The 13903-nt window shown below is 71.5% G+C and carries 17 protein-coding genes and 2 tRNA genes; 15 read left to right on the plus strand and 4 right to left on the minus strand.

Annotation, left to right across the window (positions count from 1 at the left end; translation table 11 throughout):
• Positions 1–3 precede the first annotated feature (3 nt).
• The 4 genes from ABD981_RS20595 (at position 4) to ABD981_RS20610 (ending at position 1822) form a co-directional block, all read left to right on the plus strand.
• A complete protein-coding gene (locus ABD981_RS20595) occupies positions 4–696 on the plus strand; it encodes a DUF3566 domain-containing protein (protein WP_165590950.1) in 693 nt (230 codons plus the stop codon).
• A gap of 98 nt (positions 697–794) precedes the next feature.
• Positions 795–868, plus strand: a tRNA-Ile gene (locus ABD981_RS20600).
• An 80-nt stretch (positions 869–948) separates the two neighbouring features.
• Positions 949–1551, plus strand: coding sequence for a hypothetical protein (locus tag ABD981_RS20605; protein ID WP_046908693.1), 603 nt, complete (start codon positions 949–951; stop codon positions 1549–1551).
• A gap of 136 nt (positions 1552–1687) precedes the next feature.
• Positions 1688–1822, plus strand: a complete 135-nt coding sequence (locus ABD981_RS20610) for a DLW-39 family protein (protein ID WP_003958712.1) — start codon at positions 1688–1690, stop codon at positions 1820–1822.
• Positions 1823–1964: 142 nt separating this feature from the next.
• On the opposite strand, the gene ABD981_RS20615 is transcribed toward ABD981_RS20610, so the two are convergent.
• On the minus strand, positions 1965–3401 hold the full coding sequence (locus ABD981_RS20615) for a serine/threonine-protein kinase (protein WP_046908694.1): 1437 nt from the start codon (positions 3399–3401) through the stop codon (positions 1965–1967).
• 48 nt (positions 3402–3449) lie between these two features.
• Entirely contained in the window at positions 3450–3998 is a 549-nt protein-coding gene (locus ABD981_RS20620; RefSeq protein WP_046908695.1) for a helix-turn-helix domain-containing protein, read from the minus strand.
• A gap of 129 nt (positions 3999–4127) precedes the next feature.
• Here ABD981_RS20620 and ABD981_RS20625 point away from each other — a divergent pair.
• From ABD981_RS20625 to ABD981_RS20635, 3 genes are all read left to right on the plus strand, one after another.
• Positions 4128–4200: transfer RNA gene (locus ABD981_RS20625), tRNA-Ala, on the plus strand.
• Between the two features lie 153 nt (positions 4201–4353).
• Positions 4354–5634 (plus strand): MFS transporter, encoded by a 1281-nt coding sequence (locus ABD981_RS20630; RefSeq protein WP_046908727.1) that lies wholly within the window; start codon positions 4354–4356, stop codon positions 5632–5634.
• A 163-nt stretch (positions 5635–5797) separates the two neighbouring features.
• Entirely contained in the window at positions 5798–6208 is a 411-nt protein-coding gene (locus ABD981_RS20635; protein WP_046908696.1) for a DUF6344 domain-containing protein, read from the plus strand.
• Between the two features lie 65 nt (positions 6209–6273).
• Here ABD981_RS20635 and ABD981_RS20640 read toward each other — a convergent pair whose 3' ends face one another.
• Complete coding sequence (locus tag ABD981_RS20640) at positions 6274–6966, minus strand: DUF5324 family protein (protein ID WP_046908697.1); 693 nt, start codon at positions 6964–6966, stop codon at positions 6274–6276.
• A gap of 167 nt (positions 6967–7133) precedes the next feature.
• On the opposite strand from ABD981_RS20640, the gene ABD981_RS20645 reads away from it, so the two are divergent.
• The gene (locus tag ABD981_RS20645; RefSeq protein ID WP_046908698.1) at positions 7134–7661 is read left to right on the plus strand and encodes a peptidylprolyl isomerase; all 528 of its coding nucleotides are present in this window, start codon (positions 7134–7136) and stop codon (positions 7659–7661) included.
• 209 nt (positions 7662–7870) lie between these two features.
• Positions 7871–8737 (plus strand): rhomboid family intramembrane serine protease, encoded by an 867-nt coding sequence (locus ABD981_RS20650; RefSeq protein WP_046908699.1) that lies wholly within the window; start codon positions 7871–7873, stop codon positions 8735–8737.
• A gap of 294 nt (positions 8738–9031) precedes the next feature.
• Here ABD981_RS20650 and crgA read toward each other — a convergent pair whose 3' ends face one another.
• Complete coding sequence (gene crgA, locus ABD981_RS20655) at positions 9032–9289, minus strand: cell division protein CrgA (RefSeq protein WP_046908700.1); 258 nt, start codon at positions 9287–9289, stop codon at positions 9032–9034.
• Between the two features lie 140 nt (positions 9290–9429).
• Here crgA and ABD981_RS20660 point away from each other — a divergent pair, with 140 nt between their 5' ends.
• The 6 genes from ABD981_RS20660 to ABD981_RS20685 all read left to right on the plus strand — a co-directional run bounded on the left by ABD981_RS20660 (position 9430) and on the right by ABD981_RS20685 (position 13865).
• Positions 9430–10197: a DUF881 domain-containing protein gene (locus ABD981_RS20660; protein ID WP_205628196.1), complete on the plus strand. Its 768-nt coding sequence runs from the start codon at positions 9430–9432 to the stop codon at positions 10195–10197.
• 98 nt (positions 10198–10295) lie between these two features.
• Positions 10296–10973, plus strand: coding sequence for a class E sortase (locus ABD981_RS20665; protein ID WP_046908728.1), 678 nt, complete (start codon positions 10296–10298; stop codon positions 10971–10973).
• Between the two features lie 64 nt (positions 10974–11037).
• Positions 11038–11199 (plus strand): hypothetical protein, encoded by a 162-nt coding sequence (locus ABD981_RS20670; protein ID WP_046908702.1) that lies wholly within the window; start codon positions 11038–11040, stop codon positions 11197–11199.
• The gene (locus ABD981_RS20675) at positions 11196–11834 is read left to right on the plus strand and encodes an aminodeoxychorismate/anthranilate synthase component II (RefSeq protein WP_046908703.1); all 639 of its coding nucleotides are present in this window, start codon (positions 11196–11198) and stop codon (positions 11832–11834) included. The genes ABD981_RS20670 and ABD981_RS20675 overlap by 4 nt, the downstream gene beginning before the upstream one ends.
• Positions 11831–13150, plus strand: coding sequence for a class E sortase (locus ABD981_RS20680; protein WP_046908704.1), 1320 nt, complete (start codon positions 11831–11833; stop codon positions 13148–13150). Before ABD981_RS20675 ends, ABD981_RS20680 begins: the two co-directional genes overlap by 4 nt.
• Before the next feature lie 40 nt (positions 13151–13190).
• Positions 13191–13865 (plus strand): class E sortase, encoded by a 675-nt coding sequence (locus tag ABD981_RS20685; RefSeq protein ID WP_046908705.1) that lies wholly within the window; start codon positions 13191–13193, stop codon positions 13863–13865.
• Positions 13866–13903 lie beyond the last annotated feature (38 nt).

Here is a 13903-nt window from a genome sequence, read left to right on the forward strand (position 1 = left end):
AGCGTGAGTGGAGCCACGGGCGCCGGTTCGGCCGACGGCCGGTCCGCAGGATCGAGCGGTGCCCGTGGCTCCGCCACGGACTCCCAGGGTGGGGGCACCCCCGCCGAAGGTAGGGGGAATACGGTGACGGACACCCGGGGGCAGGGGCCCTCGTACGAGACGTACAACGGGCCGCTGCCCGGCGAGCGGGCGGGGGGCCAGCCGCAGCAGGGCGGGCCGTACCACCCGCCGCAGGCCTACGGCGCCCCGGCGCAGGGCGGCACGGCCGGCGGCCAGAACACGGCCGCCGTGCGCAAGCCGCGCACGGGCGCGCGGACCACTCCGCGCACGCGCAAGGCGCGCCTGCGGGTGGCGAAGGCCGATCCGTGGTCGGTGATGAAGGTGAGCTTCCTGCTCTCCATCGCGCTGGGCATCTGCACGGTGGTGGCGGCCTCGGTGCTGTGGATGGTCATGGACGCCATGGGCGTCTTCTCGACCGTGGGCGGCACGATCAGCGAGGCCACCGGCTCCAACGAGTCCAACGGCTTCGACCTGCAGTCGTTCCTGTCGCTGCCGCGGGTGCTGATGTTCACCTCGATCATCGCCGTGATCGACGTCGTCCTGATGACGGCGCTGGCCACGCTGGGGGCGTTCATCTACAACCTGTCGGCCGGTTTCGTGGGCGGTGTGGAGCTGACGCTCGCCGAGGACGAGTGAGCCCGGAGGGGGCCGGTCGGTAACCGATTTTGGGACTGGCCCCCACGTGCGCTAATCTTCAGGAGTCAGCGCGCGGGACACACACCGCAAAGCGCGGCGGGGCTATAGCTCAGTTGGTTAGAGCGCATCCCTGATAAGGATGAGGCCACAGGTTCAAATCCTGTTAGCCCCACAGAAGGCCTTTCGAAGGCCAGAAGGCCCTGTAGAACCCTTGGTTCTACAGGGCCTTCGTCGTACCCCTGGAAGGACGCATTGAACGCGGACACCATCGCTCTGCTCTCCCTCGCCGTCGCGGTCCTCGCGTTGGGCGTGGCCGTCGTGGCGCTCGTCCCCGCGCGCCGGTCGGCGACCGCTTCGGAGCGGTCGGCCGCGGCCGCGGAACGGGCCGAGTTGGCGGCGGTGAAGGCCGCGGACCGGGCCACCTGGATCCAGCAGGAACAGGCGACCCGGGAGGCGTACCGCTCCGTCCTGATCGAGTTCAGGACCGCCGTCGTCGACGTCGAGCACGCCGCCGTGTCCGTCGAGATCGCGCGGGACACGCACCTGGCCGGTGACGACCTCCGTACCGTGGAGCGCCGAGTCGAGCAGGCCCTGGAGTCCCTGAGCGTCGTGCACGAGAAGTTCGGCCCCGAGGTCGGCGAGGACATGGAACACGCGCTCCTGGCCGTGGCCGAGGTCGCGCACGCCCGCGCCGACTCCGTCCACGACACGAGCGGGGAGCGCGACTGGCACGTGGGCGAGGGGCGTCCGCCCATGACGGCGGCCGAGGTCGGCCTGGAGTTCGGCCGGGCGCTGAACGCCTTCGACGAGGCCCATCGCCACTACCTCACGAAGGATCTGTCGCAGGGCCGGTGAGCGGCTCGTACGGTTCACCCGTCCGGCCCGATTGTTGTGTCGGACGCGTTGTCGGCCTAGGTCACTGATCGGTATCGGTCGGTGTGTAGAGTGGGCGTCAGAAGTCTCCTACGTCAACGAAAGACGAGGTCGCGCGGTGAAGAAGCTGCTCCTGGTTGCACTGGCCGCCATCGGCGGGCTCCTCGTGTACCGCCAGATCCAGGCGGATCGCGCCGAGCAGGACCTGTGGACGGAGGCGACCGACTCCGTGCCCGCAGGTTCGGGTGTGTGAGACCCAACAGTCTGTGTGTGCGAGGCCCCGGCCGCTGTGAGCGGCCGGGGCCTCGTGCTGTTCGCTGGAGCGAATGAATTGGTTGCTCTTGCGAAGCGCCTGGGGGTGTGGCGGCCTGCCGGGCCGACGGAGGGTGCCGGGTCTAGGCCTGGATGAGCGCCCATATCCCCACGGCGAAGCAGACCATCGCCACGAGAAGCACGGGGACGGCCACCTTCGCGGGCGGCCCCGTGCGGTGGGCGGGGGGTGCGTCGGGGGCGACGCCGGGGGCCGCCTGGAGGACGGTGTAGGGCAGCGTGTGGGGCGGCTGCGGCTGCGGCGGCTGATGCGTTGGTGGCGTCTGATGTGTCTGTGGCGTCTGTGGCGTCTGTGGCGTCTGTGGCGTCTGTGGCGTCTGTGGCGTCTGTGGCGTCTGTGGCGTCGGTCTGGGGGCGAGCGCCGGAGCGTACGCCGGGGCGGGTGGCGGCACGGAGACCGGCTGGGTCGGTGTCCGCGGCGGCGGGGGCGGTATCCGTGCCGACGGCAGCGACGGCAGCGACGGCGATTCCGGCAGCGACTCCTGCTGCTGCGGCGGCTGCGAGCCCGGCAGCCACCCCGGCTGCGACTCAGGCAGTGACGGCGGCAGTGACGGCGGCTGCGACCCGGGCAGTGACCCGGGCAGTGACGGCGGCAGCGACGGCGGCTGCGGCGACCGCGCGGGTTCGGGGCCGTTCGGGCCGAAGCCGGCGGGCAGCGGGCCTATCTGGTCGAAGATCTCGACCGGTTCGTCGGGCCCGGCGGGTTCGGGCAGCAGCTCCACCGCCGCGCTCAGCGCCTTGCGCACGCCCGTGGCCGTCCGGAAGCGGGCCTGCGGGTCGGGCTGGAGCAGCCCGGCCAGGACCTGCCACAGGGGCTCCGGGATGCCCTGGGGGGCGCCCGGGGTGCCGTGCGCCAGGAAGTACTCCACGAGGGCCTGGGCGTCCGGCTTGCGGCCCTGGAGCAGATAGAGCGCGACCAGGCCGACGGCGAACAGGTCGGCGGCGAAGTCCGGCTCGGCGCCCTTCAGTTGCTCCGGCGCGAAGTAACCGGGCGTCCCCATCACGTAGTCGGTCTCGGTGAGCCGGGGTTCGCCCTTGCGCATGGAGATGCCGAAGTCGGACAGCCGCAGGTGCGGCCGTCCGGTTCCGGTGACGTCCAGCAGGATGTTGGCGGGCTTGATGTCGCGGTGCACGACCCCCTCCGCGTGCACCGCGGCGAGCCCGGACAGCAGCTGGTCCAGCAGACCGCACACGAAGCGGGGCGGCAGGGCGCCGTAGTCCCCGATGACGTGGGCCAGCGAGCCGCCCGCCACGAGGTCCATCGTGAAGAGGACCTTGTCGTCGTCGGCCGCCCAGCTGGCCGGGGCGAGGACGTGCGGGTGGTCGATCCTGAGCGCCTGCTCGCGGACGAAGCGCAGGAGGGTGTGGGCGTCGCTCTGCCGGAGCACCTTGGCCGCCACGTAGCGGCGGCGCCGGTGGTCCCAGGCACGCCAGACCGCACCCACCCCGCCCCGTCCGATCGGGTCGATCAGCTCGTACCGACCGGCGAAGACCTCACCCATGGCGCCGCGCCCGCCCCCCCCTGCCGTGCGGCGCCCCGCCGTCCGGCGTCAGTTCTGGTGCGCCTCGTAGTGCGCGACCGCGTCCGCGGTGCGCCCGGCGCCGTACACCCGGAGGAACTCTGCCAGTTCGGGGTGGGCCGGGGCGAGGGAGTCCGCCGCGTCGATGATGTCGCCGGCCGCGGAGACCGAGCGCAGCAGTGACTGGATCTCGCGGACCACCCGGCGCACGGTCGGCGCCCCCGCACCGGTCGTGGCCGAGCCGCTGGCGGTCAGGACGGAGCCGCCCTGGGACTTCTTGATCTCGTCCATCCGGTCGGTGGCCTCGGCGGCGCTGACGCTGCCGTCGGCGACCTGGCCGGCGAGCTCCTGGAGGGCCTGGACGCGCTGGACGACCGCGGGGTTGCCGATCTTGGCCCGCTGGCCGCTCATCAGTTGGGAGAGCATGGGCGCCGACAGACCGAGCACGGCCGCGAGCCTGGCCTGATTCAGCCCGAGATCGTCGATCAGACGACGGAAGAGCGCCCCCAGCGGCTCCCCGTACCAACTGCGCTGAAGCTCCCTGGCTCTGGCCGTGGCTTCCTGCTGCGCTGTATCCATTACTTCTCCCCATCCCTGCGGTTCGCCACTGCGAACCTCGATCAGCATCTTACGGAGCGTGGTCGCCGACGGGGAGTCCCAATCCTTTTGCGGGATACGGGGGGTGACCCGGTACTCTGTTGTCGTTCCGGGGCCTTAGCTCAGTTGGTAGAGCGCTGTCTTTGCATGGCAGATGTCAGGGGTTCGACTCCCCTAGGCTCCACTCCGGAAGTTCATCGAGAGACCCCTTCCGACCTGCGCGTACGTGGGTCGGGAGGGGTTTTCTCGTAGGCCCTCGAGGGCGGGTGAGTGGCCCACTTCGAGAGCGGGCGAATGGACCGGGACCCCTGGGCCACCGGGCCCTAACGTCGTGTCCATGCCGAACACCGGGACGAAGCCCACGCCCTCCGCCCGAACCCACCGGGCGCTGCTCCTCGCCCAGCTCGCCAACGCGGTCGGCGACGGCGCCTTCTACGTGACCTCGGCCCTCTACTTCTCCCTGGTCGTCGGGCTCTCCGCCGCGCAGATCGGCGCCGGGCTCGCCCTCGCCTGGGGCATCGGCTCGGTCGCCGGGGTGCCCCTCGGCCACCTCGCCGACCGGCGCGGGCCGCGCGGCACCTCGGTGTGGCTCGCCCTGGCGACCTCGGGGGCCGTCGCCTCCTTCCTGCTCATCCGCTCCTTCCTGCCCTTCCTGCTCGCCGCCGCGGTGTACGCCACCGCCCAGAGCGGGCTCGCCGCCGCCCGCCAGGCCCTGCTCGCGGGGCTGGTCGAGCCGGCCGCCCGGGTGGGGATGCTGGCCAGGGTGCAGGCCACGCTGAACGCGGGGCTCGCGGTCGGCGCCGCGCTCGGCGGCCTCGCCCTGCACGCCGGCACGCGCGGCGCGTACCTCGCCGTCCTCGCGCTCGACGCGCTGGGCTTCCTCGTCTGCGCCCTGGTGCTGCGCGCGCTCCCGCCGGTGCCGGGCACGGGGGCCGCGGCCGGCGGCCCGGCCCGGCTGGTGGTGCTGCGGGACCGCCCGTACGCCCTGCTCACGCTCCTGAACGCGCTGCTGCTGCTCCGGCTGCCGCTGCTCAGCCTGGCGCTGCCGTTGTGGATCGTGGAGCGCACCACGGCGCCCGGCTGGACGGTGTCGGCGCTCTTCGTCCTCAACACGGGCGCGGTCATGCTCTTCCAGGTGCGGGCCGCGCGCTCGGTGACGGGGCCGGCCGAGGCCACCCGGGCGGTGGGGCGCTCCGGCCTGGTGATGCTCGCCTCGTGCGCGGTGTTCGCGGTGACGGCGGTGGGCCTCGGGCCCGGCCCGACGGTCGCGGTGCTCGTGCTGGGCGCCGTTCTCCAGGTGGTCGCGGAGATGCGCCACTCGGCGGGGTCGTGGCAGATCGGGCTGGGACTCGCGCCGGCCGACCGGATCGGCCAGTACCAGGGCTTCTACGGCACCGGCGTGCCCGTCGCCAGGACCCTCGGGCCGCTGCTCGTCACCACGCTGCTGATCGGCTGGGGAGCGGCCGGCTGGCTGGTCCTGGGCGGGATCTTCCTGGTGGCGGGCCTGGCGACGGGGCCGGCGGTGCGCTGGGCGGAGCGCGTGCGGGCGGCGGACGCGGTGCCGGGTGCGCTTGCGGGTGCGCTTCCGGGCGTGGGGGAGCCGGCCGGGGTCCGCTGAGCCGGACGGGTGGTGTTCATCGGAAGAACTGCGCGGACGCGGCGTCGCTCCGGGGAATCGCGGCGCCCGTACACATCATGAGGAAGGTACGAAAAGCGCGCAATCCGAAATGAACCATCCGAGAAATCGGATACCGCCCACAACGTCACGAAAGTGAGGGGTCATGGCAACCGCCAAGGTCAAGCAGTTCTGGACCGCCTTCATCTCCGTCCTCTTCGCCCTGCTCGCCTCCCTCGGCCTGGCGAGCCCCGCCACCGCCGCCCAGCAGCCCGCCCTCCAGCAGGGCGAGGAGCCGGCCGTCGCCGGTGGCGCCGGGACCGCCACCGCCGCGCGTCCCGCCGTCTCCGTACCGGCACAGCGGAGCCATCAGTGGCGCACGACGCAGGGCCGCGCCCTGCCGCCGACCATCAAGCAGCGGATCGGCGCCGAGGCGCACGGTTCCTCCCCCGCCGTCCGCCACCTGCGCGCCGACTCCCCGCTCACCGGCACGGAGCCGGCCGGCTCCCGCGGCACCGACGGCCTGACCGGAGCGGCGCTCACGACGCAGGCCGACCGGACCGCGACGGCCGCGTAGGGCGCGCGGGATCATCCGCGCGCCCTCCGCGTCCGTCCGTACTCCGCACGGCGACCGGCCGGCGATCAGCGACGCTCCTCGTCGCGGTCCGTGGCCTCCGCGTCGGCCTCCTTGGCCGCCACCTCGGGATCGAGTGACGAACCGCCGTCGTCGACGGACGACAGCCCGGTCTCCTCGTCCACCTCGGTGGGAGCGGGCGGCTCGACCAGCCAGTCGGGGTTGGCCTGCTTGTCCCACCACCTCCAGGCGCAGAACGCGCCCACCGCCAGCACGCCGAGGATCACGACACCCTTGGCGAGGCGTCCGGCCCTGGCCCGACGCTCCTGATGCTTCACGATCTTCTCGATGTCCCTCGGCGTCACCTGCCCGCGCAGCGCGGCCCAGGCGGCGACGGAACGCGCCCCGGCCTCGTCGAGGACCGGACCGGTCGCGGCGACCGCGTGCTCGACGCGCGGCACGGTGTAGTCGGTCGCCTGACGGGCGGCCTTGCGGGTCACGGCCGCCGCACGATGCGCGGCCTCGTCGACCCGCGGCGGTACATGCGGTGCGACATGGCAGTCGTACTGGTGACGCGCCTGAGCGCGAGCCTGCGACGCGGCCTTCGAGACCTTCGGGCCCAGCTTGTCGCGCGCATCCTGCGCATACTGCACGGCCTGGTCTCTGGCCGATTCCGCGTACGGCGCCACCACTTCCGCGGCGTGCAGGACGCTCTCCTTCGCCGAACCTGTCGCGGCGCGCACGCTGTCCATGCGGGTCACAGGATTCCTCCTCCTCGGTGGCGATGTCGGTTTTTCACCTTTCCATCCTTTTCGGAATCATGCCTGTCCGACCGCTGTCCGGCATGCGGGGCTGGCATCCGGGGCATGCGAGGATCGGACCCGCGGGCGCAGACGCGCCGGTGCACAGGTGTGGAGGAAGGCGGATCGTGGCCGAGCAGCTGTACGCGACTCTGAAGACCAGCCAGGGTGACATCGAGATTCGGCTGCTGCCGTTCCACGCCCCGAAGACGGTCAGGAACTTCGTCGAGCTCGCCACGGGCGAGCGCGAGTGGACCGACCCGGCGACCGGCGCGCTCACCACGGCCCCGCTCTACGACGGCACGGTCTTCCACCGGGTGATCAAGGGCTTCATGATCCAGGGCGGCGACCCGCTGGGGAACGGCACGGGCGGACCCGGCTACGAGTTCGCCGACGAGTTCCACCCGGAGCTCTTCTTCGACAAGCCCTATCTGCTCGCGATGGCCAACGCCGGACCGGGCACCAACGGCTCGCAGTTCTTCATCACGGTCGGCGCGACGACCTGGCTCAACCGCAAGCACACGATCTTCGGCGAGGTCGTCGGCGAGGCGAGCAAGAAGGTCGTGGACGCGATCGCGACCGCCGAGACCAACCCGCGCACGGAGCGCCCGGTCGAGGACGTCGTCATCGAGTCCGTCGTCGTCGAGAAGCGCTGAAGCCGGCTGCCGGCGCGCTGACCGGCGGCCCGTACTCGTACACCTGCTCGTGGTCGTAGGTCCGTGCGTGCCCGTACCCCCCCCGTGTACGGGAACCTTGGCGCCCCGCCCGTCCGTCTGGAGGGCGGGGCGGTCTGTTGGCCCCGCCACACCCGTGGCACCCGCCGCACCCGCCCGCGCCAGTCGCCTCGTCCTCGGGAGGACGCCTCATGGACCCGCAGTCCGGTCTGCCGCGCTGCTACCGCCACCCGGACACCGAGACCGGGATCCGCTGCACCCGCTGCGAGAAGCCGATCTGCCCGCAGTGCATGGTCTCCGCGTCCGTCGGCTTCCAGTGCCCCGACTGCGTGCGCAACGGCTCCGGCACCGGTCACGCGCCCGACGCCAACCGGCCCAGGACGCTCGCGGGCGGCCGGGTGGAGACGGACGGGCGGCTCGTCACCAAGATCCTGATCGGGATCAACCTGGCGCTGTTCATCGCGGTCCAGGTGCTCGGCGACCGGTTCACGGACCAGCTGGTGATGATCGGCTACGCCTACAACCCGCTGCTCGGCGAGGTCGTCGGGGTCGCTGACGGCGAGTGGTACCGGCTGCTGACCTCGGCCTTCCTGCACCAGGAGATCCCGCACTTCCTCTTCAACATGATCGGCCTGTGGGTCATCGGCGGGATCGTGGAGCCGGAGCTGGGCCGGATCCGCTACACCCTGCTCTGCCTGCTCTCGGGCCTCTCGGGCTCGGCGCTCGTCTATCTGGTCGACGCCCCGAACCAGGCCTCGCTGGGCGCCTCGGGCATCGTCTACGGCCTGATCGGCTCCTGGGTGGTGCTCGCCCGTCGGCGGCGCTACGACATGCGCCCGGTCTTCCTCTTCGTGGCGCTGTCGCTGCTGCTGACCTTCACCCGCCCGGGGATCTCCTGGGAGGCCCACATCGGCGGTCTGGTCGGGGGAGCGCTGGTCACCTTCGCCATGGTCCACGCGCCGCGGGAACGGCGGGAGCTGGTGCAGTACGGGGTCTGCGGGCTGGTGCTGCTGATCGACCTGGGGATCGTGCTGGCCCGGACCGCCGCGCTCACCTGAGCCGGACGGCCTGTGGATGAGCTGTGGACGGGCCGCGGGGAAAGCTTTCCCCAGAGTTATCCACAGTGCGTGGCCGCTTGGCCACTCTGGTCTGGACATGACTACGCCCCCCACTTCTGAGCAGGTGTTTTCTCTCAGAAGTGGGGGGCGAAAGCTTTCCCGGATGGCGTTCTCGCGGTCGTACCGGCGTCAACCCCGTGGGAGTTATCCACAGATCTTCGTAAGTTATCCAGTGCTGTGCACAACGCTGTGGATAACCTCAGGGCAGAGCTTGACGAGGGGCGGGGTGAGCCGCTACTTCCACTGCGTCGAGACGCCGAAGCCCGCGGCGATGAAGCCGAAGCCGACCACGATGTTCCAGTTGTTGATGGACTTGACCGGCAGCGTGCCGTCGGTGACGTAGAAGACCACGATCCACACCAGCCCGATGGCGAAGAGCGCCAGCATCACGGGCGCCACCCAGCTGCGGTTGGTCAGCTTGATGGAGGCGGCCTGCTTGGTGGCGGGCGGCGGCGTGTAGTCGGCCTTCTTGCGGATCCGTGACTTCGGCACGAGGGACTCTCCTGTCGATGCGCTGCGTGACCGCGCAGGGAACTGTGGCTGGCGCCGGGATGTGACGCAGGAGGACCGCTGCGTCCCCCGGGCGTCCGTTAGCGTAGTGGTTCCGCGGCACCGAAGGGGATCAGGGTACGTTGAGCAATTCCGCCGACACTCCCGCAGGGCCGGGCCGAACCACGAGGTGGCGCCCCGTCCGGGTGCTCACCGCTGCCGTTTTCGCCCTCGCCGGACTGATCTTCGTCACCAGCTTCAACACCGCCAAGGGCACCAACCTGCGCACCGACGCCTCCCTCCTGAGGCTCTCGGACCTGATCGAGGAGCGCAGCCACAAGAACGCCGGCCTCGACGAGACCACCGCCGCCCTGCGCCGCCAGGTGGACGCCCTCGCCGCCCGCGACGACGGCTCCACCGAGGCCCAGGACGAGCGGCTGCGCGCCCTTGAGGCCTCCGCGGGCACCGCCGAGACCGCGGGTCCCGGCCTCACCGTCACCCTCGACGACGCCCCGCCGAACGCCCAGGCCGCCCCCGGCTATCCGGAGCCGCAGGCCAACGACCTGGTCATCCACCAGCAGGACCTGCAGGCCGTCGTCAACGCGCTCTGGCAGGGCGGCGCCAAGGGCATCAAGGTCATGGACCAGCGGCTCATCTCCACCAGCGCCGTCCGCTGCGTCGGCAACACCCTGATCCTCCAGGGCCGCGTCTACTCGCCGCCCTACAAGATCACCGCCGTCGGTGACCGCGGCAAGCTGAACAAGGCCCTCGCCGACTCCCCCGCCATCCAGAACTACCGGCTGTACGTGAAGGCCTACGGCCTCGGCTGGAAAGTCGACGAGCACAAGGCGGTGACTCTGCCCGGCTACTCGGGCACAGTGGACCTCCACTACGCGAAGCCGGTGAGCTGACCGGTCCGCCGACCGGGGGGAGCCGGGGTGCCGTGACGGCGGGGACGAGGGCGCGGACCGCCGGGCGACCGGCCGCCGGGCCGGCCGGGGCGCGGGCGCTGCGCCTGGCCGTACGGAGCTTCAGCGAGCTGTGCATCACCGTCGGCGCCGTGATCGTCCTCTTCGTCGTCTACGTCCTGTACTGGACCGGCGTGCAGGCCGGCACCGCCACCGCGGGCCAGCTCGACACCCTCCAGCGGGAGTGGGTCGACCGCCCGGTCGAGGCGCCCGCCGCCCCCCGCGCGGCGGCGCCCCCGAAGCCGTACACGGCCGGCAAGGGCTTCGCCGTGATGTACGTGCCCCGGCTCGGCAGGGACTGGGAGTGGCCCGTCCTGGAGGGCACCGCGGCCGGCACCCTGAAGAAGGGCCTCGGCCACTACGCCGGCACCGCCCGCCTCGGCGGCACCGGGAACTTCGCCGTCGCCGGCCACCGGCGCACCTACGGCGACCCCTTCAAGGACTTCCCCCGGCTGCGCCGCGGCGACGCCGTCGTCCTCACCGACGGCACCACCTGGTACACGTACCGGATCGACCGCGAGCCCTACCGGACGGTGCCCACCGACATCGGCGTCATCGACCCGGTGCCCGGGAAGTCGGGCTTCGACGGGCCCGGCCGCTACCTCACCCTCACCACCTGCGACCCCGAGTGGGGCAGCAGCCACCGTCTGATCGCCTGGGCGCACCTGGACGCCACCCAGCCGGTGACCGACGGCCGTCCACAGGCTTTGGACAGCTGACCCCCGGCCGCCCCCGCGCCCCGTACTCTGGTCCCCGTAACGAACGGAAGGGGCAGCGGACGTCATGTACGGATGGATCTGGCGGCATCTGCCGGGCAACGCCTGGATAAGGGCACTGATCTCGGTCGTGCTGGTCCTCGGGGCCGTCTACGTCCTCTTCCAGTACGTGTTCCCCTGGGCGGAGCCGCTGCTTCCGTTCAACGATGTGACGGTGGACGGCCAGTGAGCGCACGGATTCTCGTCGTCGACAACTACGACAGCTTCGTCTTCAACCTCGTCCAGTACCTCTACCAGCTCGGTGCCGAGTGCGAGGTGCTGCGCAACGACGAGGTCGAACTGAGCCACGCCCAGGACGGCTTCGACGGCGTGCTCCTGTCGCCCGGGCCCGGCGCGCCCGAACAGGCCGGGGTCTGCATCGACATGGTCCGCCACTGCGCCGCCACCGGGGTGCCGGTCTTCGGCGTCTGCCTCGGCATGCAGTCGATGGCCGTCGCCTACGGCGGGGTCGTCGACCGCGCGCCCGAGCTGCTGCACGGCAAGACCTCCCCGGTCAGCCACGAGGGCAAGGGCGTCTTCGCCGGGCTGCCCTCGCCGTTCACCGCGACCCGCTACCACTCGCTGGCCGCCGAGCCCGCCGCGCTGCCGGCCGAGCTGGAGGTCACCGCGCGCACCGAGGACGGCATCATCATGGGGCTGCGGCACCGTGAACTGGCGGTCGAGGGCGTGCAGTTCCACCCCGAGTCGGTGCTCACCGAGCACGGTCACCTGATGCTCGCCAACTGGCTGGAGCAGTGCGGCGACAAGGGGGCCGTGGCGAGGTCGGCGGGACTCGCGCCGGTGGTGGGCAAGGCCGTCGCGTGACGAGCGGGTCGCCGTGGTTCCGGGCGACGGACGGACCGGAGGGCGAGCCGTACCCCCAGGGGACGCCCGCCCCCGCACCCGTACCCCCGCACGGCTACGCCCCCGGACCCGTACCGCCCGCGTACGAGGCCGAGACGGCCGTCTACGAGGCGATACCGGGCCCCGAGGCACATCTGGGCCCCCAGCCGCCCCAGACGCCCCAGGGGGCGTACGAGGGGGCTTACGCGGGGTCCTACGAGCCGGTGCGCGAGGTGCCGACGTACGACACCCCGACGTACGACACCCCGACGTACGACACCCCGACGTACGACACTCCTGCCTACGACACCGCGGCCTACGACCCGCCGGCCTATGACCGGCCGACCCATGGCCGGCAGGCCTACGACACCCCCGCCCACGACGCTCCGGCGTACGAGGCGCCGACGTACGAGGCACCGGACTACGACGACGCCCCGGCCCCGGACGGGCCGGCCGACCCCCGCCCCGCCGACGAGGGCGCCGCTCCGCTGCCCGGGCCCGGCCGCGCCGAACGGCGCCGCGCCGCCCGCCGCAAGGGACGCGCCCCCGAGCCCGACGCCGCGCCCCAGCAGACCGCGGCCCCGCTCTCCCGGGTCGAGGCCCGGCGGGCCGCCCGCGCCGCCAAGGACAGCATCGGCGTCGTCCTCAGCCGGGTCGTCGGCGAGCTCTTCATCACCTTCGGCGTCGTCATGCTGCTCTTCGTCACCTACCAGCTGTGGTGGACCAACGTCCGCGCCGGCCAGCAGACCGACCGGGCCAAGGCGCAGATCGAGAACTCCTGGCAGCAGGGCGAGAGCCGCCCCGACGCCTTCGAGCCCGGCCAGGGCTTCGCCATCATGTACATCCCCAAGCTGGACGTGGTCGCCCCCATCGCCGAGGGCATCAGCAAGACCAAGGTCCTCGACAAGGGCCTGGTCGGCCACTACGGCGAGGGCAAGCTGAAGACCGCCATGCCCGGCGACAAGCAGGGCAACTTCGCCGTCGCCGGCCACCGCAACACCCACGGCGAGCCGTTCCGGTACATCAACCAGCTCAAGCCCGGCGACCCGATCGTCGTCGAGACGCAGGACGCGTACTACACGTACGAGATGGCGAGCATCCTGCCGCAGACCTCGCCGTCGAACGTCTCGGTCATCGAACCCGTCCCGAAGGGTTCCGGTTTCACGAAGCCGGGCCGCTACATCACGTTGACCACCTGCACGCCCGAGTTCACGAGCACGTACCGCATGATCGTGTGGGGAAAGCTGGTCGACGAACGCCCGCGCAGCAAGGGGAAGCCGGACGCGCTCGTAGGCTGAGCCCCACCGAGACCACCCACTTTTTCGACGGGACGACCCAGTGTCACGTGCGCGCAACCGGATCGCCGGGCTGATCAGCCTCTTCGGCGAACTCCTCATCACCGCCGGCCTGGTCCTCGGCCTCTTCGTCGTCTACTCGCTGTGGTGGACCAACGTCATCGCCGACCGCGCCGCCGACAAGGACGGCGACCAGGTCCGCGACCACTGGGCCAGTGGCCCCGGCGCGCTCGACACCAAGGACGGCATCGGCTTCCTGCACGTCCCGGCCATGGGCGACGGCGAGGTGCTCGTGAAGAAGGGCACCGACAGCGAGGTCCTCAACAACGGCGTCGCCGGCTACTACACCGACCCGATCAAGTCGGCGCTGCCGCAGGACAAGCAGGGCAACTTCACGCTCGCCGCGCACCGGGACGGGCACGGCGCGAAGTTCCACAACATCCACAAGATGAAGAACGGCGACTCGATCGTCTTCGAGTCCAAGGACACCTGGTACGTCTACAAGGTCTACAAGACGCTCCCGGAGACCACGAAGTACAACGTGGACGTCCTCCAGCCCGTCCCCAAGGAGTCCGGCAAGACCCGCCCGGGCCGCTACATCACCCTGACGACCTGCACCCCCATGTACACCTCGGACTACCGCTACATCGTCTGGGGCGAGCTGGAGCGCACCGAGAAGGTCGACGCGAACCGCACCCCGCCGGCGGAGCTGCGCTAGCGCGCACGGAACGCCCGCCCGGCACCCGCTGCCGACGA

The sequence above is a fragment of the Streptomyces showdoensis genome (assembly GCF_039535475.1).
Taxonomy (GTDB): Bacteria; Actinomycetota; Actinomycetes; order Streptomycetales; family Streptomycetaceae; genus Streptomyces; species Streptomyces showdoensis.